The organism is Actinorhabdospora filicis, assembly GCF_030269765.1.
GTDB lineage: Bacteria > Actinomycetota > Actinomycetes > Mycobacteriales > Micromonosporaceae > Actinorhabdospora > Actinorhabdospora filicis.
The window spans coordinates 1-26468 of record NZ_BSTX01000010.1 but is presented as its reverse complement, the minus strand read 5'-3'; the positions used below and the strand labels follow the sequence as shown (position 1 = coordinate 26468).

Sequence of the window (26468 nt, the reverse complement as noted above, 5' to 3'; positions counted from 1 at the left end):
GCGCAGGCGTCACCCAAGGTCATTTGCGTGATGTGCAAACGGTGTGCGGGGTGCGGAAGACCCCTCGCGCACGGTGTTCAGGGCGGTGTTTCGTGGAGGCAGCCGGGGAAACCGGCGATTCCACGAGGAGGTCACCATGCTCATCAGCACCCTCGGTATCCGCGTCGCGCTGGAAGGCGGCGACGACGCACTCATCCCGTCCTCGCGCTGGTTCGGGCTCGGCGCGGCCTTCGGGATGGCCCAGCCCTCATGTGGCACCACCCCGCCGGCCGCCATTCCCTTCGGTGCGTCGCTGGCGGTCACCTCCGAGGCGACCGGCATCGACTTCGCCGTCTACGGCTTCGACACCGCCTCCCAGACCGCCACGGTCACCATCGACGGTGCCGTGCTGCCCGTCCTGAAGCACACCACCGGCACCACCAAGACGCGGACCGATCCCGACGGGACGCGCATGAACGACAGCGACGACGACCAGCAGGAGGACTAGCCATGCACCCCCGCCGAGAGCCGGCCGTCCTGGTGCTGACCCACTGGTTCGACCCGACCGCCGACTACGTGATCCACGAGCTGAACAGCCGCGGCACGAGGGTGTATCGCTGCGATCCGGGCGAGTTCCCCAAGCGGCTGACACTCTCGGCGGGCCACACCCCGACCGGATGGGCCGGAACCCTCCATACGCCCGAACGCTCCATCCGGCTGGAAGAGATCACCTGCGCCTGGTACCGGCGCCCGACCACCTTCGACATGCCCGAGGGTATGACCCAGAGCATGCGGTCCTTCGCGCTGCGCGAAGCACGCATGGGCCTCGGGGGTGTCCTGGCCACCTTGCCGGTGTGGCTGAACCACCCCTTCGACCTCGCCCGCGCCGAGTACAAGCCGCACCAGCTGGCGGTGGCCGCCCGCTGCGGGCTCGCCGTACCCGACACCCTGATCACCAGCGACCCCGACGCCGCCAGGCGCTTCATCGCCCGCCACGGCCGCGTCGTCTACAAGCCCTTCACGCAAGGGGCCATCGCCGAAGGCGACACCACCGGCGTCATCTACGCCACCCCGGTCACCGCCGCACAGATCACCGACACAATCGGCCTCACCGCCCACACCCTCCAGGCCCAGATCCCCAAAGCCCATGAGCTGCGGATCACCGCCGTGGACGATCACCTGTTCGCCGTCCGCATCGATGCTCGCAGCGAGCAGGCGCACGTGGACTGGCGATCCGATTACGCCAACCTCGCCTACACGGCCGTCAACGACCTGTCGCAGGATCTCGCCTCGGGCATCAAAGCCATGATGGACACCCACGGGCTGCGTTTCGCGTGCATGGACTTCATCGTTGATCCTGACGGAGTGCACTGGTTCATCGACCTCAACCCCAACGGGCAGTGGGCCTGGCTCCAAGACGAAACCGACGCACCGATCGCCCAGGCGATCGCCGACGCACTGACACGGGGAGACCAGCGGTGACCACACCAGAAGGCGCCCGCGCCGAACTCGTTGCGAGCCTCACCGGGGCCGGTTCGCTGCGCACGGATGCCTGGACGCGCGCCTTCGCGGCCGTTCCGCGCGAAGTGTTCCTGCCGCGCTTCTTCCGCCAGGGCGGCAACTCACGATGGGAGGCCATCGACGCCGCACACCCCGACTGGCTGACGCTGGTCTACCAGGACCGCACATGGGTGACCCAGCTCAACAACGATCCGGCGGCCTGGACCAGCGCGCGGCTGTCCGGGCCCGTCCCGGGATACCCGACCTCATCGAGCACGCAACCCAGCCTCATGGCCTACATGCTCGAAGCCCTCGACGTATCCGATGGACATCGCGTCATGGAGCTGGGCACCGGAACCGGCTACAACGCCGCCCTGCTGTCCCAGCGACTCGGAGAAGACCACATCGTCAGCGCCGAGTACGACCCCATCGTCGCCGAAGACGCCCGCCGGGCCCTAGACCGGCTCGGATACCGTCCGGCGCTCCACATCGGCGACGGCGCCGCCGGAGCACCCGACGCCGCCCCGTTCGACCGGATCATCGCCACCTACGGCCCCACCACCATCGCACCCGCCTGGATCACCCAAACCCGGCCGGGCGGAAAGATCCTCGCCAACCTCTACCGCGACCTCGGCGGCGGCGCGCTGATCCTGCTCACCGTCAACGACAACGGCACCGCCTCAGGGCACTTCCTGCCCGAGTACGGCGGGTTCATGGCCACCCGCCAGCACACCAGCCCACAGACCACCATCCTGCTCAACCACGCCTCCAAGACCACCGGCGGCCAGACCCGGCCAACAGCGCTCCAAGCCGCCGTACTCGACCACGACGACTTCGGCATGCTCGCCGCCCTCGCACTCCCCGGAATCGCCCCGGTCACCCTCTTCACCGACGAGGGAGACGAATTCTGGCTCCTGGCCGATGACTCCTCTGCCGCCCGCCTCGCCTTGGACGGCACCGTTACCGAGACAGGCCCGCGACGCCTATGGGCCGCCATCGAGACCCTGCACACCCACTGGCAGGAACTCGGCCGACCAGCACGCGAACGCATCGGCTTGACGGTCGGGTCAACCGGAGAGCACACCTACTGGCTCGACGAGCCCACCACGGCGCTTCCCGCCCTGTCGACACGCTGATCCCGCTTTCTCCGCCTGCGGCCGGCGTTTCACCGGCCGCAGGGAACCTGACCGCTAGTGAGTCAGGTGGCAGTCAGCGATGTGCATCAGGCTGACGGCCATGAGCACCGTCCCGGCGGCCTCGGGCAGGTAGCGGTCCAGCAGGACCGCAGCCAGCCCGAACCCGAACAGGAGCATGGTGCGGGGGGACAGGGACGTAGGGCTGCGCGGCATCTCGGCCATGCAGAACCCCCTCTTCTCGTTGTCAGGAGCTGAATCGACCGCGTTCGTCTTGCGCCGCTTGCCTTCGGCGACGAGACACGGCCAAGCAGAACAACGAGCGGGTATCGCGCCGGATGCGCCGTCGCACTTCCTGTCCGTTGGATGCACGTGCAGCACCCGCGACCGCCGCACGCGTGGGATCGTTGAACTTATAAGTTCGGGTCGCTAGCCGCCCCGCCGAAGGCTTTTGAGTCGTCTTCGTCGCGGCTGGGGGCCGCGCATTGCAGCGCGCTCGTTGTCAGGAGTTGCCCGGACTTCGGCCTCCCGCCTTGCCTCGGGAGGCCATCCTTCCGGCCAGCGTTCGGCAACCTGCATGTGCAGATCGCGATTCGATGATCGCTCGGCTTCTTGAACAGTGCGCAGATCCATGTTCAGATGGCCAATGCACAGGTGAGATCAAATGCGGGGCCGCGTTCGGAGGCAATCTGACACGTGTCGCGGTCGGCTACAGTTGTTTCTCTGGCGCTGGACCGCCCAACTCCGGGAACCGGACGTCCAGCCGTCGAAGGGGGACGTGATTGTCGACCGGCCTCGTGATCACCGGCATCATCCTCGTCTTGGGGTTCTTACTCTCGATCGTGGCCAACTGGATCAAGCCCCCAGAGAGGGTCTCGATGGCCTGGATATTCGGGCTGGCCCTGATCATCATTTGTGTGACTGTGGCACTCCAGTCCTGCAAAGAAAGTTGGGACGGTGTGAAGGACGAGCCACGACAGTCGAGCGGGCCGAGTGATGAGGCTGCCGTTCACCCCTCTGATCGCCCAGTCCTGTATCAGGGCGTAGTCGACTTTCCGCTTGGGGGTTCTGTGAACCTTGAAACGGGTGAGGTCGGCTTGGAGATCGACAAGCCCGACGTCACGCTTGTGGACAACACGCCCGAGATACTGGTTCCCGGAAGTCGCTTGCTTGTCGAGCTCGGTGAGCTGTCCAGCGAGCCCACTCTCGACGATTGCTTGACGGAGCTGGGAGGGCCGAACTCAGAATTGACTGGAGAGGTTCACGGCCCTGGTTCGTGGTTCTGCTTCCAGACCGACGGGGGGCACATCGCCGCCGTCAGCATCCTGGAATTGCCGCGCTCTCACGCTCCCGGAAAGCTTCAGTACATCGTTTGGCAGCACTCTAGGCAATGAGCCATGCGGCGCCGTCTTCAGTGAATGCCTCACAGGCGTGGCGGTCGGCTACGTTTGTTGTTCTTGCACTGGAGCACCCAACTCTAATGAGTGGGTCTCTTGCCGTCGAAGGGGGCGTCGTTGGACGTCATCGTTAGCGGCTTCATTCTGCTTGCTGCGGCGTTCGTCGTCTCCGTCCTGGTCAACTGGGGTTTCGCCGACGTTCTGTAAATCCGTCCAGACGAGGACCGTCAGAGGTGCGGCCCCGTGGCCTTGAGAAAAAACCGAGAAAAGCTGCCGGAAGAGGACGTGTTTGCGCTGGTCAACTCGGGTTAGTTCGACACCCTTGAAAACTGCTGAGGTGTCACAGCCTCCGTGGGTTCGAATCCCACAGCTTCCGCCGACAGGACACCCCCTGACCCGGGCATTCGGGCAGGGGGTGTGCCATGCGCGGGGCAGCGGGACGTGGTCCCGCCGGAATACCGTTGGGCATGAACCGGCTCGCACCCGCCACGCGTCGATTCCTCATCTCCGCCTCCGTCCTGGCCATGCCCGTCGTCGGTGTCCTAGCCGGGACGAACCTGGTCCCCGCCGGGTGGCCGACGTGGGTGGCGGCGGCGGCGGTGGGTTTCCTGCCCTTCGCCGTCCTGCTCCGCGTGAGCGCCGACGGGAGGGTGGAAGGCCTCCTCGTGGCGGCGGCGGGGGCCGCGGTGGCCGCCACGGCGTTGCTGCTCGACCTGTTCGGTGAGCAGGTCCAAGGCACCGTGCTCGCCAGTACGAGCAGTGTGGTCGATGACTCGACGGGGGCGACGGTGACGTGGCGCTACGTGCTGGCCGGGCCCGATGGCGAGCGGATTCCGGGTGAGCTGTTGCTGACCGGCGCCCGGCTCGAAGCCGGTGCCGCCGTCGAGGCCTACGCCGATCCCGGCGGGTGGGCCGGGCCTTCGCAGAACTCCTACGACGGGTGGGCGCCCTGGTCGGCGCTCGGCGTGGTGGCCGTGACGGGCGTGCTCTTCGCGGGCGCGCACTGGTCGTCCAGGGGGACGCGACCCGAAGAGGACTGAGTGGCGCACGTCACACCCTGCCAAAATGTCGATCCCCCGAGACATGCCCCGACCACCGGTTGACGCCAACCGGAAGGACCCGTCATGTCGACCACGACCCTCACCCCCGTCAGGGCCGGCCGCCGCGAGTGGATCGCGCTCGCCGTCCTGGCCCTGCCGACGCTGCTCATATCCATCGACGTCTACGTCCTGCTCCTCGCGCTGCCGCAGATGGCGGCCGATCTGGGGGCTTCGGGCGTCGAGCAGTTGTGGATCACCGATGTCTACGGGTTCCTGCTCGCGGGTTTCCTGATCACCATGGGGACGCTCGGCGACCGCATCGGGCGCCGGAAGTTGCTGCTCATCGGCGCCGCCGCGTTCGGGGTGATGTCGGTGCTCGCGGCCTACTCCACCAGCCCGGGGATGCTGATCGGTGCGCGGGCCGTGCTCGGCATCGCGGGGGCGGTGCTGGGGCCGTCGACGATGTCGCTGATCCGGACGCTGTTCCCGAACCCGAAGCAGATGGGCCTCGCCCTGGGCATCTGGGGCCTGTGCTTCTCGGCGGGCGCCGTCATCGGTCCGCTGGTCGGTGGGGCGATGCTCGCGCGGTTCTGGTGGGGCTCGGTGTTCCTGCTCGGGGTGCCCGCGATGGCGCTGCTGCTGATCCTCGGGCCGGTGCTGCTGCCCGAGTACCGCGACCCGGACGCCGGGCGGCTGGACCTGGTGAGCGTCGCGCTGTCGCTGGTCGCGGTCCTGCCGACCGTCTACGGCCTCAAGGAGCTCGCCAAGGACGGCTGGCACCCCGTCCCCGCCATCGCGATCGCCGCCGGTGTCGCGTTCGCCGTCGCCTTCGTCCGCCGCCAGCGACGCCTGGAGCACCCGCTGCTCGACCTGCGCCTCTTCGCCCGCCGGACGTTCACCACCGCCCTCGGCGGCACGATCGCCGCCACGACCCTCATGGGCGCGCTGATGCTGTTCATCACGCAGGACCTCCAGCTCGTCGAAGGACTCACGTCCTTCGAAGCGGGCCTGTGGATGATGCCCGCGATCCTCGCCAACGCCGTGTCGTTCCTCGTCGCCCCCATGCTCGCCCGCCGTTTCCGGCCGGCGCACGTCATCGCCGTCGGCCTGGCGATCTCCGTGAGCGGACTGATCGTCATGACCCGCACGGACACCACATCCGGCCCCCTGACCCTCGCCATCGGCTTCGCGCTCCTCTTCCTGGGCGCCGGACCCCTCGTCACCCTCGGCGTCCAACTCGTCCTCGGCTCCGCACCCCCGGAAAAAGCCGGAGCCGCCGCCGCACTCAACGAAACCGGCGGCCAATTCGGCTTCGCCTTCGGCCTCGCCGCCTTCGGCAGCCTCGCCGCCGCCGTGTACGCCTCCCGCATGGGCGGCGGCGACTTCGTCGAAACCGCCACCACCGCCCGCGCCCTCCCACCCGCCGAAGCCGCAACCGTCCTCGCCCCCGCACGAGAAGCATTCGTGAGCGGCCTCCACCTCATCGCCACCATCAGTGCCGTATTGCTGACCCTGGTGGCGGTCCTGATGCTCCGCCTCATGCGGAACGTCCCACCCACAGGTGCAGCCGCAGCCGAGTAGTCGCGACTAGCGTCCCGCACATGACGACCGTCCCCGCCTGGGCGTACGAACGCCTCACCGTCCACGACTACGACCCGAACTGGCCGCAAAGAGCCGCCGAAACAATCGAAGAACTCCTCCCACACCTACGACCCTGGCTCGCGGACGGTATCGAACACGTCGGCTCAACGGCGATCCCGGGCATGGCGGCCAAACCCGTCATCGACCTGATGGCATCCGTCACGAACCTGGACGCGATCACCACCCACATGGAGCTGCCCACCGACTGGCACTACGTCCCACCAGAACTCGACGGACGCCCCTGGCGCCGCTTCTTCGTGAAGACGAACCCACAAGCCACCCACCGCCAAGCCCACCTGCACGTGATGACCGCAGGACACCCCAGATGGGCGGAACAGAAGAACTTCAGGGACGCACTAAGAGCGAACCAGGAAAGGGCGAAGGAGTACGCCGACCTGAAACGGCGGCTGGCGGAAGAGCACGGAAACGACCGCGAGGCGTACACGGACGCGAAGGGAGAGTTCGTGGCGAGGGTGATGCGAGAGATGGGGCAGGGCCAAGAACGAGGGCAGGAGTAGGGGCAGAGCAGGGCAGAGGCAGAGGCAGACAAGGCAGGGCAGAGGCAGAGCAAGGCGGGGCGGGGAGAAGGGTGAGACGAAGGCAAGAGCCGGGCCACGCAAGCAGTGGTGGGTGTAGCCCGCCCGAGAACAGGGCCGGTGGCGGTAGATGGGCCGGGTGTGATGCGCAGCCTGGTGCGGTGAGGGTGAGACGAAGGCAAGAGCCGGGCCGGGCAGGCAGCGATGGGTGAAGCCCGCCCGAGGCGAGGTCCGGGGACGATGTCACAAGCCGGGTGCGATGCGCAGCAGGGTAGGGCACTTGACCTAACCCGCAGCCGACAACAAGACCTGGCCCGAAAACCAGGCCCCGCACAACCTTTCCCGAAGAGAGCTGGATCTTCTGGCGTACGGCCTGACGGGTCATTGGAACGAGGGTTCTGGGGGTGTCAAGACACGCTCTACCGTCTTGACACCCCCAGGTTCCTCGTTCACCGTCTGCGAGGCCGAACGACGGGAGATCCGCGGGTAGCACGCCGAACGAGAAGGGTGGGGATGGAAGGGCCGGGCCAAGGGGGAGAGGCACGACGGAGGTGGTGCGGGCCGGGGTGGTGCGGGGCTGAGGGCGGGGGAGTCGCTGGGGTGGGGGCTTGGAGGGCTGGGGTGGTCCTGGTGGCCGGGCGTGGTTGGGGTGAGGTGTGTGGCCCGCAAGCCGAGAGATGGCGGGGCGAGAGATGGCGGGGCGAGAGATGGCGGGGCGAGAGATGGCGGGGCGAGAGATGGCGGGGCGAGAGATGGCGGGGCGAGAGATGGCAGGCGGGAAAGAGGCGAGAAGAAGGCGGCGTGGGCCGAGGCAGCGAGCGGGTGAGACCCAAGGCGAGGCGGCTGGAGGCTACTGAGAGCGGCCTTGTGAGGTGAACCCCGGCCCGGTGAGACGGCGTGACCCCGGCGGCCCGGGGCGTGGGCTGGGTGAGGCCCACGGCCCGCAAGCCGAAAGACGGTCAGGCGGTGACGGTCAGGCGGTGACGGTCAGGCGGTGACGGTCAGGCGGTGACGGTCAGGGCTGACGGCGACGGCGACGGCGACGGCGAAGCCGGACCCCTTACTCCCCCGCCACAAACCCCCGAACATCCCAAACCCAAACATCCTTCACCTTCACCGGCTCCCCCAACATGTCCGTCAACATACTCAACAGAGCCGTATTAGCCGCCGTCTCCTGCAAAACCACCACCTCCGCCTTCCACCCCTCCAAATCAACCCGCGCCTGCGCCCGCTGCACGTCCGTAACCTCCGGAACCTGCCCGGTCTGCGTCACCCAAAAAATCAAGTTCGCCGTCGGATTACGAGGAGCCGACCACATCCCCTTGTCGTGGTCCTTCACGTTCGGTCCGATGAACGCCCCCAGCGGAATCGCGAACCCCAGGTCCGCCGCCACCTGCCAGCGCATCCCGGTCCAGTTCACATCCCCGGGCAGCGGCACCGGAACCAGCGTCCCGCCATCGGAAACGTAAGGCTTCCAAGCCCCATCGGTAAAGAAAGCCGGAATCGGCGTCCGCGCCGAAGTCACCACCGGCAGCGGCAACAACGGCAGCAAGGCCACCGCGACCGCCGCGAACCAGCCGAGCCGCAGCTGGTGCCGGACGGCGCTCTCCCCCCGGCGGGGCTTGGGCAGGTCCGCCCCGATCGCGCGGACCTTGTCGATGCCGAAGGCGACCATCAGCGCGACCACGGGCAGCAGCGGGAGGCTGAGGCGCGTGGGCAGGGTCGAGTCGATCAGCGGGATGTGCTCGACGAGCCGGTAGGGGCCGGGGATGCCGGTCCACCATCCGTTGATCTTGATCTCGGGCCCGAAGGAGAACAGGATGAACACCAGCGAGGCCAGCGCCGCCGCGCGCAGGGCGCGGTGGTTGCGCCACAGCCACACGGCGAAGACGATCACCAGCAGCGCCAGTCCCCAGCCGTAGAAGGCGTTCTCTTCGGTCGGGTTGTGCCGCAGCGCGAAGCCGGGCGGCTGGAGGGTGCCGGCGATCGAGCCGGTGGGGAGGGCGACGTAGGACGCCACGTCGGCCTCGAAGGAGCGGGCGGCCCAGGGGATGCCCACGTAGGACTGCGGCCCGAAGAACTGCCACCACAGCGGGAAGGCCAGTAGGGGAGTCGCGACGGCGGCGGCGATGCCGAGGCCCTTGGCGTAGCGGCCGATCCAGGAGCGCACGTCGTCCCACTGGACGAAGGCGTAGAACAGCGTGAAGACCATCATGAACAGCGCGATGAGGAAGACGATCTCCTCACCGATGAACATCTGCACGGTCAGCAGCAGGCCCAGGCAGATCCCGGACCGCAGCCAGCGCCCGTCCTCGCGCAGCCGCAGGATCTGGGCGATGATGAACGGCACCAGGATCATCGCGGTGAAGTTCAGGTGCGCGTTGGCGTGCGACATCGTCGCCGGGCCGAAGGCGCACAGGGCCGCGCCGACGAAGGCCGCCAGGCGAGACAGCCTCAGGTGCCGGACGAGGACGTAATACCAGCCGGCGGCCGTCCCGAAGAGCCCGATCGTCATCGCCAGGGTGTAGGCGAAGGGCGCGCCCAGCAGCAGCGTGAACGGCGTCATGACGATGCCGATGGCGATCACCGACGTGTTCGCCATCAGGTTCACGCCCTTGGGCGCGTTCATCAGGTGCGTCCCGAGCGGGTTCTCGAAATGCGTGACGCAGTAGGCGGTGTGCTGGAGCATCCACTCGAACAGCTCCTGGTCGCCGCCGGGATTGTTGCTCATGATCCGGCCGGCCGGATCGAGCCACATGTTCGACATCACCCAGACCGAGGCCAGGGCGAAGATGACCAGCGCCAGGCGGTGCGGGCGCAGCCGGGCTCCGAGTGCACGCCAGCGACTGCGCACGGTACCTCCACAGATCATGCCGCGGCTGAGGCCGCGGCCGGGACAGTATACGAAGTAGGGCGCAGAACGGTCTGACTGCTCACGGGGTGGACGAGACCATCTCCCCGCGAGGTTGTCCGAACGTGACGCGCGTCGCACCACGTAGGCTGCCCGGCATGACCGAGACACCGTCGCATCGCGTCCTGCGCGCCGAGGTCTTCCTCGTGCTCGCGGTGTCCCTCGGCAAGTCGGCGGTGTACTCGCTGGTCAGCATCATCGCCAAGCTGACCGCGCCCGGCGGGCTGGCCAGCGCCACGTCCACCCTGAACGCCTCGGCCTCGCCGCGGCCGTGGCTGGACCTGACCTACCAGGTCCTGGGCATCTTCTTCGCGCTCGTGCCGGCCGCGCTGGCGGTGCACCTGCTGTCGCGGGACGGGACGAGCCCGTGGCGGACGCTGGGGCTCGACGTGAAACGCCCGTTCTTCGACCTGTCAAGTGGCGCGGGACTGGCCGCCGTGATCGGTATTCCGGGATTGGCGCTCTATTTCGCCGCCCGGGAAATGGGCCTGAACACCACCGTGGTGGCCGCCGACCTGCCTTCCCAGTGGTGGGCGGTGCCAGTGCTGATCCTGTCGGCGGCGCAGAACGCGATCCTGGAAGAGGTCGTGGTCGTGGGCTACCTCATGACCAGAATGCGGCAAATGCGTGCCGGAGTCGTCGCGACCATCGCCGCCAGCTCGATCCTGCGCGGTTCCTACCACCTCTACCAGGGCTTCGGCGGATTCGTCGGCAACGCGGTCATGGGCGTGATATTCGCGCTCTGGTACCGGCGTACCGGACGAATCGGTCCGCTCATCGTGGCGCACACCTTGCTGGACATCGTGGCGTTCGTCGGTTTCGCCCTGCTCAAAGATCACGTTGCGTGGCTTTCCAATTAACCACGGTATTTAGGGATCTCGATTTGATTACGATCGGATCTCGGTCGCAATTCAAGATCGTGTGAGATATTTCGCGGTCACCCTCCGTTCCCATAGGCTCCCGCCTGCGCGCGCAAGATGCGCGCGTCTGGAGGAGGCAACAAATAGTGTCGTCACAGCGAAGGATCGGCGCTCGCACGCCGGTCGCGCTGTCCCTCACCACCGCCGCGGTCACCGCGTTCGCACTGGTGGGTACGGGCAGCGCCCAGGCCGACCCGGGTATCCCGGGTACGAGCCCCGAATATTCCGCCGGAACCTACATCGTCGCACTGGCCGGCGCCCCTGCGGCCAGCTACAACGGTGGCATCTCCGGCTACGCCGCCACCAAGCCCGACGGCGGCGAGAAGTTCGACAAGAACGACCCGGCCGTCAAGGCCTACACCGGCCTGCTCGCGCGCAACCGCGACGCGGTCCTGGACAAGGTGCCCGGCGCCGACACCGTCTACACCTTCGACACCACGTTCAACGGCATGGCCGTCACGCTGACCGCCAAAGAGGCGGCCACCATGGCCAAGACCAACGGCGTGGTCGGCATGTGGAAGGACGAGGCGCGCGGCAAGGACACCGTCGACACCCCGACCTTCCTCGGTCTGTCCGGGTCCAACGGCGTGTGGCAGAGCCAGTTCTCGGGTGTGGAGAACGCCGGCGAAGGCGTCGTCGTCGGCGTTATCGACACCGGCTTCTGGCCGGAGAACGCCGCGTTCGGCCCGCTGGCCAAGCCCTGGTCGGCCGAGGCCGAGGAGGCCCTGCGCCAGAACTTCACCGGCACCTGCGACACCGGCGTCGACACGCCCGAGCGCAACATCGAGTGCAACGACAAGGTGATCGCCGCCCGCTACTTCGAGGACGGCATCCGCAAGAGCAACACCCCGCCCATCGCCGGTGAGTTCCGCTCCCCGCGCGACTACGGCGGCCACGGCAGCCACACCGCTTCGACCGCCGCCGGCAACAACGGCGTCGACGCGAGCATCGACGGCGTGTCCGTCGGCAAGATCTCCGGCATGGCCCCCGCCGCGCGCCTCTCGGTGTACAAGGCGTGCTGGGAGACCATCGACCCCGACGCCTGCGCGGTGACCTCCGACCTGGTCGCGGCCATCGAGCAGGCCACCAACGACGGCGTGGACGTCATCAACTACTCCATCTCGGGTTCCAAGAACTCCGTGGTGGACCCGGTTGAGATGGCCTTCTACCAGGCCGCCGCCGCGGGCATCTTCGTCGCGGCCTCCGCCGGCAACTCCGGCCCCGGCGCGTCCACCGTGGCGCACAACTCGCCGTGGCTGACCACCGTCGCCGCCTCCTCGCACGACCGCGACTTCGCCGCCACCGCCGTGCTCGGCGACGGCCAGAAGCTCGCCGGTGCCGGTCGCGGCGCGGCCCTGCCGTCCGCCCCGGTCGTGCTGTCCAAGGACATCGCGGCTCCCGGTGCCAACCCCAGTGACGCCAACCTGTGCGCCATCGGCTCCCTCGACCCGGCCAAGGCCGCCGGGAAGATCGTGGCCTGCCAGCGCGGTGTCGTGGCCCGTACCGACAAGTCGATCGCCGTCAAGAACGCCGGCGGCGTCGGCATGATCCAGTTCAACGTGCCCGGTGGCGCCGCCGACATCGCGGCCGACTTCCAGGCCGTCCCGTCGGTGCACCTGGACGCGACCAACGGCCAGAAGCTGCTGGCGTACCTGTCCTCCACCGCGACGCCCACGGCGTCCCTGGAGGCCGGTGTCCAGTACAAGAAGCGCGCCCCCGAGATGGGCTCCTTCTCCTCGGCCGGTCCCGCCATCGCCGGTGGCGGTGACCTGCTGAAGCCCGACATCACCGCCCCCGGCGTGGACGTCATCGCCGCCGTGTCGCCCGCGGGCAACAACGGCAACAACTTCCAGTCCTACCAGGGCACCTCGATGTCGTCTCCGCACATCGCGGGCCTGGCCGCGCTGGTCGTCGCCAAGCACCCCGACTGGTCGCCGATGGCGGTCAAGTCGGCGCTGATGACCACCGCGACCACGCTGGACAACGCCGGCAAGCCGATCCAGCGCGCCGGCAAGGACGCCACGCCGTTCGACTACGGCGCCGGTCACGTCCGCATCGCCCAGGCGCTGGACCCGGGCCTGGTCTTCGACTCCAACGAGGTCGACTGGGCGCGTTACGGCTGCGGTCTGGGCCAGTTCCAGCTCCTGCCGAACGGTCCCTCGATCTGCGAGACCGTCGGCTCGATCGACCCGAGCGACCTGAACTACCCGTCGATCGCGATCGGCCAGCTCGTCGGCCAGCAGACCGTCACCCGCACGGTCACCAACGTGTCGAACAAGACCGAGACCTACTTCTCCACCGTCGAGGCCCCCGCGGGCATCAAGATCGCGGTGGACAAGAAGTCGATCGTCCTGCGTCCGGGCCAGTCGGCGACCTTCAAGGTCACCATCACCCGCACCGACGCCGCGGCGAACAAGTACGCGTTCGGCGCGCTGACCTGGAAGGCCCTCCAGGGCCACACCGTCCGCAGCCCCATCGTCGTCAAGCCGGTCAACCTGTCGGCGCCGAGCGAGGCCACCGGCACCGGTGTCACCGGCTCGTCCGACCTGAAGATCACCCCCGGCTTCAGCGGCACGCTCAAGACGGTCGCGACCCCGCTGGCCGCCGACCAGGCCAAGACCCTGACCCTGTCGAAGTCGAACGAGGACTGGGACGCCAACAACCCGGCGACCTCCGCCCACGTCGGCAAGATCGAGTTCACGGTCCCGGCCTCGGCCCTCTTCGGCCGCGTGGCGACCTTCGATGACGACTACGGCCGCTACGGCGACGGCACCGACGTGGACCTCTTCGTCTACCGCAAGGCCGCCAACGGCGCCCTCACGCTCCTCGGCAACTCCGCCGTCGGCGGGTCGAACGAGACCCTGACGCTCGCGCCCGGCGCGACGTACGTGGTCTTCGCCGACTTCTTCGACGGCCCGGCCGCCACGCAGGACATCCTCCTGCACACGTGGACGGTCGGCGCCGAGGGCGCGGCCCCGCTGACGGTGAGCCCGGCGTCCACGTCGGTCTCCGTGGCGGCCCCCGTCACCCTCAAGGCGTCGTGGACCGGCCTCACCGCCGGTCAGCGCTACCTCGGCGCGCTGATCTACCTGGACGGCAACAACGTCCAGGTCGGCAACAGCATCCTGGGCGTCAAGGCCTGACCGCCCCCGCCCGAGCCGCCCCTCGCCGTCACGGCGAGGGGCGGTTCTCGCTCTCCCGGGCCAGGATCGCCGCCTGCACCCGGCTGCGCAGGCCCAGCTTGGTCAGCACCCGGCTCACGTGCGTCTTCACCGTCGCCTCGGCCATGCCCAGCCCGGTGGCGATCTCGGCGTTCGACTCGCCCCGGCCCAGCGCGGCGAAGACCTCGCGCTCGCGCGGGGTGAGGACGTCCAGGTCCGGCAGCGGCTCCGGCTCCGGCCGCTCGGCGAACCGCGCGATGAGCCGCCGGGTGACCGCCGGGGAGATCAGCCCGTCCCCGCGCGCGACCACGCGGACGGCGTCGATGAGCGCCTCGGCGTCGGAGTTCTTCAGCAGGAAACCCGCCGCGCCCGCCCGCAGCGCGCCGAAGACGTACTCGTCCACGTCGAAGGTGGTCAGGATGAGCACGTCGGAGTGGCCGCGCAGGGCCTCGGTGGCCGCGATGCCGTCCATGCGCGGCATCCGCACGTCCATCACCACCACGTCGGGTTCGAGCTCGCGGGCCATCGCCACGGCCTTCTCCCCGTCGGTGGCCTCGCCGACCACCTCGATGTCGGGCGCGCCGCCCAGGATCAGCACCAGCCCGGTGCGCACGGCGGCGTGGTCGTCGGCGACCAGGACCCGGATCATTTTTCCTCCCGGCTGAAGGGCAGGACGGCGCGCATTCGCCACACCGTCCCTTGTGGATGTCCCAGGGGGCCCGCGGCGAACGTGCCGCCGAGCAGCTGGGTCCGCTCGCTCATGCCGACCAGGCCCGCGCCGCCGCTGTCGGCGCCGGGCGTGACCGTCCCGATCGGGCTGTCGACGGTGATGGTGACCGCCTCGGCGTAGTCGATGACGGCCTCGGCCACGCCCGTGCCGTACTTGGCGGCGTTGGCCAGCGACTCCTGGAGGATGCGGTAGCCCGCCAGGTCGACCGCCGCCGGGAGCTCCTCGGGCGTCCCGGTCACCTTCAGGTCCACCTTCAGGCCGGGGACGGACGCGGCCAGCGCCTCCGCCTCGTCCAGCCGGTGGCTGACCGGCGCGTCGGCGCCCTCGCCGGGCGCGCGCAGCAGCTCGATCATGCCGCGCAGCTCCGCCAGGCCGCGCAGGCTGCTGTCGCGGATCGTGTGGAGGACCGTCTGCCGGGTGGCCTCGTCCAGGTCGCCGCGCGAGATCAACGCGGCCGTCTGCATCGCGATCGCGCCGAACTGGTTGGCGACCGCGTCGTGCAGCTCCCGCGCCATGCGCGTGCGCTCGGCGTTGACCGCGCCACGGCGGTCCAGCTCGGCCAGCCGCGCCAGCTGCCGCGCGTGCTCCTTGGCCTCGGCGAGCCGCTGCCGGTACAGGCGCACGATGACGCCGGTGAGGACGGGCGTGGTGCTGAGGCCGATGACGATGAGGGCGACGAGGAAGCCCCAGCGGAAGCTGTCCGAGGCCACGCCCAGCCAGATCCCGCAGCCCAGGGCGATGGTGACGGCGAAGCCGTTCAGCCACCACTGCGTCCGGCGCGGGCCGTACGCCGTCGCCGAGTACAGGTTGTCCTGGAAGATGACGAACAGCGCGACCGAGGGGCCCATCAGGAAGTCGGCGGCGAAGGCGGCGGTGCCCAGGATGAGGCTGGTCAGCGGCATGCCTCGGCGCAGGAACACCGAGAACGCGCCCAGCAGCAGCGGGCCGATCCGCAGCCACAGGGGCTGGTCGCCGTCCTCGGGGAAGAAGCCGGACCCGTAGGCGCCCACGAAGTAGAGGACGACGCCGCCCAGCACCGCGATGGTGGCGTACAGCGCGTCGATGCGCGTGCTGCGTCGGTCGGCGGCCCAGGTGATCACCGACCTATCCCATCACCTCGCGCCCGCGGCCGCATCGGACCCGGGACGTACACACTTCGATGTACACCGGGTTCGTGCGGCGGGGCGATGTCCCGCGCGTTCCCGGTGGTGATCATTGAGGCATGGCAGCATTCATCATCGGCGCCGAGTTCGCGTTCTGGATCCTGATCGGGCTCGGCCTGCTCTTCCGCTACGTGTTCAAGCTGCGCCGGGTGAGCACGTTCATCCTCCTTCTCGTGCCCATGGTGGACGTCGTGTTGCTCGCCGTCTCGGTGAAGCACATGCGCGACGGCGCCACCGCCGACATCACCCACACCCTCGCCGCCCTCTACCTGGGCTACTCGGTCGTCTTCGGGCACGCCATGGTCCGCTGGGCCGACCAGCGCGTGGCGCACCGCTTCTTCGGCGGCCCGCCCCCGGTCAAGCCGCCGAAGTACGGCATGGCCCGCGCCAAGAGCGAGTGGATCTGGACGGCGAAGGCCGTCCTGGCCTGGGGCATCTCGATGGGGGTGGCCTACCTGATGGTGTGGCTGGTGGCCGACTCCGCGCGCACCGACGCGCTGGTGTCGCAGGTGGTGTGGACCCTGAAGGTCCCGGTCATCGCGGGGATCATCGCGCTGAGCTACACGATCTGGCCGAAGAAGCCGAAGGCGGCGCAGGCGCCGGAGCAGCGGCAGTGGGAGCCGGTGGAACGCTGACCCACCGTACGAGCGCGGCCCCCGTCCGGCGACGGGGGCCGTTTCGCGTCGCCGGACGCGCAGGATCGCCCGGCCGCGCGGGCGGCCCGCCGGGGCATCGGCGCAGGTCGCGGGCGCGCGGGCGGGCCGGGCCGGGTGGCGGCGTCCATTGTGGATGCCGCCGTGGCGGCCGAGGCTGTGGGCATCCGACAAGAAAGGGGGAGCGCCATGCGCTTTGTCGCCGGACTCGCCGATCGCGTTCTCGACCGTCTCGTGCCCAGGGTCGCCGCCGCGGCCGGAACCGGGTCCCTGGAGTGCTACCGCTTCAGGTGCGGCACGGGGGTGCGCTGCTGGTATTCCTGCTGCCGTACGCCCGACGTCGGCGGCTGGGACTGTAGTGACTGTCCCTGTGACGTCTGACGGGTGAGAAAACGGCCCCTCGCGTGTGCGAGGGGCCGTTTTCCACGTTGGCGGAGGCTCCGGGATTTGAACCCGGGATGGGGGATGAACCCCAAACCCGCTTAGCAGGCGGGCGCCATAGACCAGACTAGGCGAAGCCTCCATGCGCGCGGATGTGCTGCGCGCCGGTCGAGCATACCGGTCCGGTCTCGGCCCGCGCAAAGCGGTAGCCGACTAGAACGCGACGGCGTCGGTGGTGGTCACGGTGCCGAGGGTGGCGAGTTCGGCGAGGCCCTCCTTGTGGCCCTCGACGGTGAGGCCGGTGCAGGCGTCCTCGGCGACGGTCACGGTGAAACCGAGCTCGACGGCCTCGCGGGCGGTGTGCAGGACGGCCATCTCGGTGGCGATGCCGCACAGGACGAGGTGCCCGGCGCCGTCCTCGCGCAGGCTCGCCTCGGCGTCGGTGGTCTCGAACAGGCCCACCGAGCGCTTCACGAGCTCCCAGTCGCCGGGACCGGGCTGAGCGGCGTCGTGGAAGCCGGAGCCGGGAGGCTGCTCGTCGACGTTGGGACGCTCGACGCGCACGTGGACGACGGTCGCCCCGGCCGCGCGGGCGCGCTCGACGAGGCGGCCGGCGGCGGTCACCGTCTCCTCGCCGGTGAGGGGCGCGAGATCGAGGGCGGCGATGCGCGTCATCAGGTCCAGGACAACGAGGGCGGAAGTCATGCGCGCAACCGTACGTCATGCGGAATGCCGGGATCGGTGTCGTTCAGGAGGCGGTGGGCCTCCGCTTCCAGGGCGGATGTGTCGGCGACGGGGTGGTAGAGGTCGAGTGTGATCACCGCCTCCTTTCCCCTTTCGATGTCCCAGGCGCCGACGAAGAAGCCGTCCACCAGGAGCGAGCCGCGCACGATGCCGTTATTGGTGATGACGCGCTTGATGTCGGTTTCGGAGATGACGCGGGTGCGGTCGGCGTGGGAGAGGAGCAGGTTGTCGAAGGGCGCGACGAGGCGGGCGGGCGCCTCGGCGTCCTCGCCGGGCCGGGGAGCGTCGGGCAGGTCGAAGAGCTCGACGCCGTTCTCGTCGCGGAACGTGATCAGCTCGGGCCGCAGGCTCTCGAAGACCGCCTTGAGGCGGGTCACGCTCGACCACTTCTGCATGTCCTTGACCGAGGCGGGCCCGAAGGCGGCCAGGTAACGGACGACGAGCGCGGCCGGGTCGATGGGGGACAGGGTCCGGCCCAGCCATTTCTCGGCGGTGGTGTGCGCGATGGGGCCCGAGGTGTTCCACAGCCCGCGCGGCGGCACCTGCACCGAGGGCAGCAGGCAGCGGACGGCGTAGGCCAGCGCGGCGTGGTCGCGCTCGGGCCAGCGCTCGGCGAAGGCCTCGCGCAGCCGGACGGCGGTGAGCGGCTCGGCCTCGATGAGCTCGCGGCCGATGGCGAGGACCTCGTCCATGTCGACGCCGGCCACGCCCGCCTTGTGGATGCTGTTGTTGCGCAGGTCGCGTTCGAGGGCCTCCTGGGTGAAGGCGCGCAGCCCCAGGGCGTCCTCGGCGGTGACGAGGTGGATGGTGCTGCGCATGGCCGCGATGCGCACGACCTGACGCGAGACCAGCAGCTGCGAGAGGTCGTCGAAGGCGAAGTTCTCCAGCCGCGACCAGAGCCCGTAGTAGGCGGCGTGCGGCGCCTGTGACTGGAGGCCGACGAGGTGGCCGATCATGTCGAGGGCGGGCATGTCGACGCGGGACAGCAGGTGCTGGCGGGCGAGCGTGGCCCGGTTCAGTGCGCGGCGGGTGAGAACCATGCGCTCACCGTAACGCGCCTTTAGGACTACTCCCGTCCTAAAGAGTCGGGAGCGAGGGCCACACCATCGACAGCAGCCGCACCATCTCGCGCCGGACCGCCTCGGCGTGCGCCAGCTCGCGGGTCAGGTTCTCGTAGTGCACGCCCAGGTCGACGTGCAGGTACAGCGAGTGCATCATGCGCATCGTGTTCGACGCCGGGACCGGCACCGGACCGGGCTCACCGGCCTCGAAGTAGCGCTGCACGCCCGACAGCCACGCCACCGACAGCTCCTCGGTGAGGTCCTGGCGGCACAGGATCAGCGCGAAGGCCAGCGCGAGCCGGTCGTCCTCCTGGTGGGCGTACAGGTAGCCGCTGGGGGCGATCAGGCGCGCGACGCCGACGTCCAGCAGATCGGCGGCCTCCATCGCCGACAGGCGCGGCGAGCAGCCGAAGGCGGCCAGGGTGTCGGCGCCGTGCGCGACGGCGTGCAGCCAGCCCAGCTCGTCGTCCCAGCCGCGCACGTCCGGCTCGGTCGCCCACCAGTTCACGAACGCGTCGCGCCAGGCGCGGACGTCGGCGACGTCCAGCAGGTCGGCGGCGTTGTCGCGCTCCATGACCGCGCCCAGGATCAGCGTCGCGAAGGTGCGGGCCTGGACGTCGGGGTGCTCGAAGAGCTTCACCATGCGGTAGCCGAGGTCGGTGAGCCGGTCATCGAGGGAACCCTTGAGGGTCCAGCGCACCAGCCCGGTATAGGCCAGTTCGTCGCGCAACTCGGGATCGGGAGAGGCGAGGAGGACGGTGAGCTCTTCGACGAGGACGTCGAGCGGACGGTCCGTCGGGATCATCCACTCCATGTCCCGAACCGCTCGCCAGTACTCCAGCACGTTTCCTCCTTCAGCCCTGTGCGAGTGAAAATACCGCGTATGTCAGGCGTCCCGCCCGGCGGTCTTGGTCTCAAAACAGCCGCACGGACGGTGAACGGAGCCTGCCTCGGTTTAGGCTCCAGAAAGACACCCCTGATCGAACGACATCTATCGGAGCACCGTGAGCACCGTTGTTTTCGACCGCAGCCTGACCGATGACCTCATGGCGTTCGTCTCGGCGAGCCCGTCGCCGTACCACGCCGTACGGGCCGCCGCCGGCCGTCTTGAGCGGGCCGGGTTCACCGCGGTCGAGGAGACCGCTCCGTGGCCGTCGCTGCCCGGCGGGCACTACCTGATCCGCGGCGGCGCGCTGATCGCCTGGTTCATCCCCGAGGGGGCCGAGGCGTCCACCCCGTTCCGGATCACCGGCGCGCACACCGACTCCCCGAACCTGCGGGTCAAGCCGCACCCGGACGCCGGGCGCGCGGGCTGGAAGCAGGTCGCCGTGGAGATCTACGGCGGCGTCCCCCGCAACACCTGGCTGGACCGCGACCTCGGGCTCGCCGGGCGGATCTCGCTGCTGGACGGGACGTCCACGCTGGTCGACATCGACCGGCCGCTCCTGCGCGTCCCGCAGCTGGCCGTGCACCTGCACCGCGATGTCAACCAGGGCCTGGTGCTGGACCCGCAGCAGCACATGACGCCCATCTGGGGCCTGGGCGGACCCGATGACGAGGGCCTGATCGCCTACGTGGCCAAGGAGGCCGGGGTCGACCCCGACGCCGTCGCCGGGTGGGACCTGATGACCTACGACCTCCAGCCGCCGGCCTACATCGGCCGCGACGGCGAGCTGATGGCCGCGCCGCGCCTGGACGACCTGCTCGGCGCGCACTCGGCCGTCATGGGCATGATCGCCGCCTCGCAGGGCGCGCCGAGCCACATCCCGGTGCTGGCCCTGTTCGACCACGAGGAGGTCGGCTCGGAGAGCGACACCGGCGCGGGCGGCCCGCTGCTGGGCAACGTCCTGGACCGGCTCATCGCCGTGCGCGGCGGCAACGCCGAGGACCGCCTGCGCGCCCTGGCCGCCACCGTGTGCGTGTCGATCGACGTCGGCCACGCCGTGCACCCCAACTACGTCGAGAAGCACGAGCCGGGCCACCACCCCATGCCCAACGGCGGCCCGATGCTCAAGGTCAACGTGAACCAGCGCTACGCCACCGACGGCGCGGGCCGGGCGGCGTTCGTCGCGGCCTGCCAGCGGGCGGGCGTCCCGTCCCAGGTCTTCGTGTCCAACAACGCGATGCCCTGCGGCACCACGATCGGCCCGATCACCGCCGCCCGCCTGGGCATCCACGTCATCGACGTCGGCGTGGCGATCCTGTCCATGCACTCCGCGCGCGAGCTGTGCGGCTCGGACGACCCGTACCTGCTGGCCGCGGCCCTCGCCGCGTTCCAGGGGGAGTAACGAGCCGCCCTTGAGGACGGCGTCGCGCGGCCGGGCCGGAACCCGGTCCGGCCGCGCGTCCACCGCCGAGATCGCCCGCACGAGCAGATCGGCCGCCGCTATCCGCGTGCGGCACGGGAAGCAGCGTCCGCAGGCGGCGCACCAGCCACCGGCGTTGCGGTGCGTGCGCTGGATCTCCCACGGATCTGCCCCGGGAGCCGCGTCGCTCCGGGGAGAATCGCCCGATACGTCCACTCGGTCAGTCTGCATGTGCAATTTGGTGTAGTCAACCCGTCACGTACTGTTATGTGGCGGGTTGTTCTATACGCCCGCCCAGTTCCCGGTGATCAGCGCCTTGGCGAGGGCGGTGGAGAACTCGCCCGCCTTCGGGTCGCTGTGGCCGGTGTGGGTGCACTCGCCGTCGGAGTCGCCGGGGAACTTCACCCACAGCAGGAACTCCGCCGCGCCGGTGCCGGGGCCGCTGGGGGTGCCGAGCTTGGCGCCCCTGGCGTTGCACCAGTCGCCGTCCACAGTCGAGCCGCCGTTGCGGGAGGTGTCCACGACGAACTTCTTCGGGGTGGGCAGGGCGGCGTTGACGCGCGTCCCGTAGTCCTCGGAACGGGCGGTGGACTTGTAGTTGGACACGTTCACCGCGAAGCCGCGGACATTGGCGATGCCGGACTCCTTCAGGCCCTGCGCCATCGCGGCCGGGGCGATCCAGCCGTCGTTGCCGGCGTCCAGGTACGTCCACGCCTGCGGCGCCTTGGCCGCCAGCTGCTGCGTGGCGAAGGTCAGCAGGTTGCGGCGGGTCGTCTTGTCCGCCTCGGACATGCCGCAGTCGATCATCTGCGCCACCGCGTCCGGCTCCAGGATCACCATCGCGGGCCGGTTCCCGATGCCGGTGGCGAAGCCGCGGATCCACTTCTCGTAGTCGGCCGCGGTCAGCGGGCCGCCCGCCGAGTAGCCGCCGCAGTCGCGCCCGTAGATGTTGTACGCGGCCAGGATCGGCGTCTTGCCCGCGTTCTGCGCGTCGGTGACGTAGTTGCCCACCGCGGTGGCGATCTCGGCCTCGGTGTAGCCACTCCAGGAGCCGAACCACTTCGCGCCGGCCCGGGTGGCGATGTTGTCGCGGATCAGCGGGATCAGCTCATCGCCGGCATGGGCGTCGATCCAGCGCTGCGCGTTGTTGCGGGGGTCCACATAGAACTGCGGCGCCGCGGTGTTCTCGGTGAGCGAGACGTTGTCCAGGCCGAGGGTGAAGGCGCCGTTGCCGCCGAGCTGGAAGCCGACCTGCGCGTTCGTCGTCAGCGTCGAGGTGAAGGTGAAGCTCTTGCGGGCGAAGGAGGTGGTCACGTCGATGTTGTCCGCATCGTGCGTCGGCGTCCACGGGTTGGCCCCGAGCTGCACCACCGAGCGGATCTTCGCCGCCTTGGACGCCTTGACGTCGAAGGAGATCGTGTAGCTGCGCCCGGCGGTGATCGCCACGCCGTCCTGGCCGATCGGTGCGTCCCAGCGGGCACCGCCGCCGGTCACCGCCACGCTCAGCGCGCCGCCGGAGACCGACATGGAGGTGTTGGCGCCGTTCCACCACGAGGTGGTGCCGGAGTCGAAGCCGCCGTTCTTGACCAGGTTCACCGCCGTGGGCGCGGCCGGGACCGAGGGCGCGGCGAACGCCGGGGCCGCGGTGGCGGTCAGCGCCAGGACGGCGGCGCCGGTGAGGGCGGTACGGAGAAGTACGCGCATCTATCTTCCTTCTGTAGCCGGATGACCGTCTTGAGATGACGGAGCACGCCACGGTAGTGAACGCGCTTTCCGATGTCCATACATGCGGCTGTGAGAGGTTTCTCGTGGTTCGCGCGCTTTAAACCCTCGACCCGCCGATGATCTTCGGCTACGGTTGTCGGCGTGATAGGCCTGCTGATCTACTCCTAGGAGCGGCGCCCCCTTGAGGAGCGCGCCGGTGCGCGAGTGCGCGTCCGGGTTCTGCGAACCCGTGACCCCCGTGCCCGGCCGAACGCCGCTCCCGCGCGCCCGTCGCCGGTCTCTTCGCGTCCGGTGAATCCGCCTTTTTCCACGCGGTACCGCTTTTTCTGAAGCCCCGCCGCGTCTTCTCCCGTGCGCGTCCCCTGTGGACACTCCGTCCCTTCGGACGCCGCGCGGCGCTCTTCCCGGAGGTCACCTTGACCCGCGTCCGCACCGCTCATCCCACGTCCCAGCTCGCCGTCGCCGGGGCGTCCAAAGTGTACGGAGACAAGCTCGTCCTGGACGCCGTCTCCTTCACCGTCCGCCCCGGCGAACGCGTCGCCGTCATCGGCGAGAACGGCTCGGGCAAGTCGACGCTCCTGCGTCTGCTGGCCGGGTCGGAGCTCCCCGACAACGGCGAGGTCACCGTCTCGGCCGCCGGTGGCGTCGGGCACCTCGGCCAGACCCTCGACCTCCCGCCGGGCTCCACCGTCGCCGACGCCGTCGATGACGCGCTGTCCGAGATCCGCGCCATGGAACGGGAGATGCGCGCCCTTGAGGAGCGCCTCGCCGAGGCCGACGAGGAGGCCCTGACCGCCTACGGCGATCTGCTGGCCGCCTTCGACGCCCGCGGCGGCTACGAGGCCGACGCCCGCGTCGAGGCCGCCACGCACAACCTCGGCCTGTCCCACATCACCCGCGACCGTCTACTGGAGACACTGTCCGGCGGTGAGCGCTCCCGGCTCGGGCTGGCCTGCGTCCTGGCCGCCGCGCCCGAACTCCTGCTGCTGGACGAGCCCACCAACCACCTCGACCACGCCTCCGTCACCTGGCTGGAGGACCAGCTCCGGGCCCATCGCGGCACGATCGTCACCGTCACCCACGACCGCGCCTTCCTGGAACGCGTGGCCACCGCCATCCTCGAAGTCGACGGCGACACCCACACCGTGTCCCGCTACGGCGACGGCTGGTCCGGCTACCTCACCGCCAAAGCCGCCACCCGCCGCCGCTGGGAACAGGACTACACCGACTGGCTCGCCGAGATCGACCGCCAGACGACGCTGTCCGAACGCGGCGTGGACGAGATGTCCAAGCGCGAGAAGAGCGCCGACCGGCCCAAGACGGCCGGTCACCGCCGCTCCCACGAGGCCGGACTCGCCGGTCAGGTCCGCAACGCCAAGGAACGCCTCGAACGCCTGCGCGCCGAACCCGTCGCCAAACCGCCGGAGCCCCTGCGCTTCCGGGCGTCGGTCGCCGGCGGCAAGGGCGAAGGGCTGGCCGCCGAGCTGGTCGACGTCAAGGTCGCCGACCGCCTCTTCGTCGAGCACTTCACCCTCGCCCCCGGCGCCCGGCTCCTCCTCACCGGCCCCAACGGCGCGGGCAAGACCACCCTCCTGAACGTGCTGGCGGGCGTCGTCCGCGCCGACTCCGGCAAGGTCCGCCGCCCCAGGCGCACCGTCTACCTCCAGCAGGAGCTCCCGCCCGACCGCCTCCGCCGCGACCTGCTGTCCGCCTTCGCCGAGGGCCTGCCCGGCCCCGCCGACGAGCACGCCGAGACCCTGCTCTCCCTCGGCCTGTTCCGCGAGGAGGACCTGCGCCGCTCCACCCTGGACCTGTCCATCGGCCAGCAGCGCCGCCTGGAGATCGCCCGCCTGGTCACCCGTCCCGCCGACCTGCTGATCCTCGACGAGCCCACCAACCACCTGTCCCTCACCCTCATCGAGGAGCTCCAGCAGGCTTTGTCCGACTACAAGGGAGCGTTGCTCGTGGTCTCCCACGACCGCCGCTTCCAGCGCGAGTTCACCGGTGACCACGCCGAACTCCGCGACGGCAGATTGCTTGCCCCATAGTGCATCCCGGGCTGCCCGCAGAGCCGATCCGGCGGGCAGCCCATCCCCCAGTCCCCTCAGGACACTTGATCGAAGGCGATCACCACGGGGGCGACGCGTGACATCACCGCGATATGAGACCGAACGACCTCCGCCCCGCGCTGCCCGCCCACCGGCCGAGGCCACCGATCGCGACACCGAGGCCCCAAAGCCCACGACCCGCCTCGGACCCGCTTCCCTCCAGCGCCTCCAGGGCCGCGCCGGCAACCGCGCGGTCGCCGCCCTCGTCGCCCAGCGCAAGGCCGCGTCCGCCCCCAAGGCGCCCGTGAAGGCACCCGCCCCCGAGGCCGCCCAGTCCTCGGCTCCGGTGGCGGAGACCGAGCTGGAACCGGTGCAGCGCTTGGAGGAGGGGCCGACCCATCGTCCGGGTGCGGCCTCGGATCCCAAGTTCAAGACCTTGAAGACCGACGTGTCGAACAAGGCGTCCACGATGCGTGCGCATCCTCCGGCGACCAAGGAGGCGGATGCCGCCGCGAAGGCCGCCAAGCCTCCCGCTGACGATAAGGAGGCGCAGGGCAAGGCCGCCAACGCGGAGAAGATGAACGCGGCCAAGCCCGGTGAGTTCGACAAGGCCGCCTTCATCAAGGCCGTGAACGACGCGATCGCCCGTCAGGCGCCGAAGAACCTCGATGAGGCCGATAAGTTCGGCAAGTCGGGTAAGGCCGATGGTGTCAAGCAGGACGTGTCGAACAAGGTCGGGGACGGCAAGAAGCAGTCGTCGTCTGCGATTGAGACGACGACGAAGGCTCCGCCGGATCTGGGGGCGGCCAAGGAGAAGCCGGTCGAGCCTTTGGCGGCCGACAAGCCCCCGGCGACTCCAGGTACGCCCGACCCGGCCAAGGCGATTCCGGACAAGGCGCCACCGGCCGCGACCGATTTCTCGCAGGGCCCCAAGGACGTCAACGCCGAGATGGCCTCCAACGAGGTCACCGAGGAGCAGCTGGCCAAGGGTAACGAACCGGCCTTCGATACGGCTTTGAAGGAGAAGAAGGCCGGGGAAGAGCACGCCAAGACCGCCCCGGGTGAGGTCCGCGCCAAAGAGAACGAGACCTTGACCGCCGCGAAGACCGATGCCCAGGCTTCGGGGGCGAACGCCATGAAGGCGTTCTCGGTGACGCGGAACAAGTCCGGGCAGGATGTTTCGTCCGGGAAGGGCAAAGCCCAGTCTGAGGACGAGCGGAAGCGCGCTGAAGTCACGGGGAAGCTTCAGAAGGTCTTCGACGCCACGAAAACCGATGTCGAGAAGATCCTGTCCGACCTTGACGGCAAGGTCGATGCGAAGTTCTCTGAGGGTGAGAAGGTCGCGCGTGAGGGGTTCACCGCCGAGCACAAGCGGCGGATGGACGCCTACAAGGACAAGAGGTATTCGGGGTTCACGGGGAAGCTGAAGTGGGTCAAGG

At 69.4% G+C, this 26468-nt stretch carries 21 protein-coding genes and 1 tRNA gene; 13 read left to right on the top strand and 9 right to left on the bottom strand.

All coding sequences use genetic code 11. The features are described from left to right. Positions 1–136: 136 nt before the first annotated feature. From QSK10_RS34085 to tgmC, 3 genes are read left to right on the top strand one after another with little or no spacing between them, the layout of a single operon-like run. Complete coding sequence (locus tag QSK10_RS34085; RefSeq protein WP_285667705.1) at positions 137–487, top strand: hypothetical protein; 351 nt, start codon at positions 137–139, stop codon at positions 485–487. Positions 488–489: 2 nt separating this feature from the next. Beyond that, positions 490–1461 carry an ATP-grasp ribosomal peptide maturase gene (tgmB, locus tag QSK10_RS34080; protein ID WP_285667704.1) on the top strand — a complete coding sequence of 324 codons (972 nt, stop codon included), beginning with the start codon at positions 490–492 and terminating at the stop codon, positions 1459–1461. Next, positions 1458–2615: an ATP-grasp peptide maturase system methyltransferase gene (gene tgmC, locus QSK10_RS34075; protein WP_285667703.1), complete on the top strand. Its 1158-nt coding sequence runs from the start codon at positions 1458–1460 to the stop codon at positions 2613–2615. Before tgmB ends, tgmC begins: the two co-directional genes overlap by 4 nt. Before the next feature lie 54 nt (positions 2616–2669). On the opposite strand, the gene QSK10_RS34070 is transcribed toward tgmC, so the two are convergent. Continuing rightward, positions 2670–2837 (bottom strand): hypothetical protein, encoded by a 168-nt coding sequence (locus QSK10_RS34070; RefSeq protein ID WP_285667702.1) that lies wholly within the window; start codon positions 2835–2837, stop codon positions 2670–2672. Between the two features lie 557 nt (positions 2838–3394). Here QSK10_RS34070 and QSK10_RS34065 point away from each other — a divergent pair. The 4 genes from QSK10_RS34065 to QSK10_RS34050 all read left to right on the top strand — a co-directional run bounded on the left by QSK10_RS34065 (position 3395) and on the right by QSK10_RS34050 (position 7208). Beyond that, positions 3395–4006 (top strand): hypothetical protein, encoded by a 612-nt coding sequence (locus QSK10_RS34065; RefSeq protein WP_285667701.1) that lies wholly within the window; start codon positions 3395–3397, stop codon positions 4004–4006. Positions 4007–4476: 470 nt separating this feature from the next. After that, positions 4477–5049 carry a hypothetical protein gene (locus tag QSK10_RS34060; RefSeq protein ID WP_285667700.1) on the top strand — a complete coding sequence of 191 codons (573 nt, stop codon included), beginning with the start codon at positions 4477–4479 and terminating at the stop codon, positions 5047–5049. An 84-nt stretch (positions 5050–5133) separates the two neighbouring features. Next, a complete protein-coding gene (locus tag QSK10_RS34055; RefSeq protein ID WP_285667699.1) occupies positions 5134–6630 on the top strand; it encodes an MFS transporter in 1497 nt (498 codons plus the stop codon). Positions 6631–6650: 20 nt separating this feature from the next. After that, a complete protein-coding gene (locus tag QSK10_RS34050) occupies positions 6651–7208 on the top strand; it encodes a GrpB family protein (RefSeq protein ID WP_285667698.1) in 558 nt (185 codons plus the stop codon). A gap of 1078 nt (positions 7209–8286) precedes the next feature. On the opposite strand, the gene QSK10_RS34045 is transcribed toward QSK10_RS34050, so the two are convergent. Beyond that, the gene (locus QSK10_RS34045) at positions 8287–10080 is read right to left on the bottom strand and encodes a DUF6541 family protein (RefSeq protein ID WP_285667696.1); all 1794 of its coding nucleotides are present in this window, start codon (positions 10078–10080) and stop codon (positions 8287–8289) included. Between the two features lie 155 nt (positions 10081–10235). On the opposite strand from QSK10_RS34045, the gene QSK10_RS34040 reads away from it, so the two are divergent. Next, positions 10236–10997, top strand: coding sequence for a CPBP family intramembrane glutamic endopeptidase (locus tag QSK10_RS34040; protein ID WP_285667695.1), 762 nt, complete (start codon positions 10236–10238; stop codon positions 10995–10997). A gap of 146 nt (positions 10998–11143) precedes the next feature. Beyond that, the gene (locus QSK10_RS34035; protein ID WP_285667694.1) at positions 11144–14200 is read left to right on the top strand and encodes a S8 family serine peptidase; all 3057 of its coding nucleotides are present in this window, start codon (positions 11144–11146) and stop codon (positions 14198–14200) included. A gap of 28 nt (positions 14201–14228) precedes the next feature. Here the strand turns inward: QSK10_RS34035 and QSK10_RS34030 are convergent, their stop codons facing one another. Further along, positions 14229–14867 (bottom strand): response regulator, encoded by a 639-nt coding sequence (locus QSK10_RS34030; RefSeq protein ID WP_285667693.1) that lies wholly within the window; start codon positions 14865–14867, stop codon positions 14229–14231. After that, positions 14864–16048, bottom strand: a complete 1185-nt coding sequence (locus QSK10_RS34025) for a sensor histidine kinase (protein WP_285667692.1) — start codon at positions 16046–16048, stop codon at positions 14864–14866. Before QSK10_RS34025 ends, QSK10_RS34030 begins: the two co-directional genes overlap by 4 nt. A gap of 122 nt (positions 16049–16170) precedes the next feature. On the opposite strand from QSK10_RS34025, the gene QSK10_RS34020 reads away from it, so the two are divergent. Then, positions 16171–16746, top strand: coding sequence for a hypothetical protein (locus QSK10_RS34020; protein WP_285667691.1), 576 nt, complete (start codon positions 16171–16173; stop codon positions 16744–16746). A gap of 447 nt (positions 16747–17193) precedes the next feature. On the opposite strand, the gene QSK10_RS34015 is transcribed toward QSK10_RS34020, so the two are convergent. The 4 genes from QSK10_RS34015 to QSK10_RS34000 form a co-directional block, all read right to left on the bottom strand. Continuing rightward, positions 17194–17287: transfer RNA gene (locus QSK10_RS34015), tRNA-Ser, on the bottom strand. A gap of 71 nt (positions 17288–17358) precedes the next feature. Next, positions 17359–17850: a cysteine hydrolase family protein gene (locus tag QSK10_RS34010; RefSeq protein ID WP_285667690.1), complete on the bottom strand. Its 492-nt coding sequence runs from the start codon at positions 17848–17850 to the stop codon at positions 17359–17361. Then, positions 17847–18929 (bottom strand): winged helix DNA-binding domain-containing protein, encoded by a 1083-nt coding sequence (locus QSK10_RS34005; protein ID WP_285667689.1) that lies wholly within the window; start codon positions 18927–18929, stop codon positions 17847–17849. Before QSK10_RS34005 ends, QSK10_RS34010 begins: the two co-directional genes overlap by 4 nt. A gap of 37 nt (positions 18930–18966) precedes the next feature. Next, positions 18967–19794: a DUF2785 domain-containing protein gene (locus QSK10_RS34000; RefSeq protein WP_285667688.1), complete on the bottom strand. Its 828-nt coding sequence runs from the start codon at positions 19792–19794 to the stop codon at positions 18967–18969. Between the two features lie 160 nt (positions 19795–19954). Here QSK10_RS34000 and QSK10_RS33995 point away from each other — a divergent pair, with 160 nt between their 5' ends. Next, the gene (locus QSK10_RS33995; protein WP_285667687.1) at positions 19955–21238 is read left to right on the top strand and encodes a M18 family aminopeptidase; all 1284 of its coding nucleotides are present in this window, start codon (positions 19955–19957) and stop codon (positions 21236–21238) included. Positions 21239–21538: 300 nt separating this feature from the next. Here QSK10_RS33995 and QSK10_RS33990 read toward each other — a convergent pair whose 3' ends face one another. Further along, a complete protein-coding gene (locus tag QSK10_RS33990) occupies positions 21539–22960 on the bottom strand; it encodes a glycoside hydrolase family 6 protein (protein WP_285667686.1) in 1422 nt (473 codons plus the stop codon). Between the two features lie 437 nt (positions 22961–23397). Between QSK10_RS33990 and abc-f the strand changes: the two genes are divergently transcribed. Both abc-f and QSK10_RS33980 read left to right on the top strand, forming a co-directional pair. Then, positions 23398–25029: a ribosomal protection-like ABC-F family protein gene (abc-f, locus tag QSK10_RS33985; RefSeq protein ID WP_285667685.1), complete on the top strand. Its 1632-nt coding sequence runs from the start codon at positions 23398–23400 to the stop codon at positions 25027–25029. A 304-nt stretch (positions 25030–25333) separates the two neighbouring features. Continuing rightward, on the top strand, positions 25334–26468 hold a 1135-nt coding region (locus tag QSK10_RS33980; RefSeq protein WP_285667684.1), incomplete at its 3' end, for a hypothetical protein.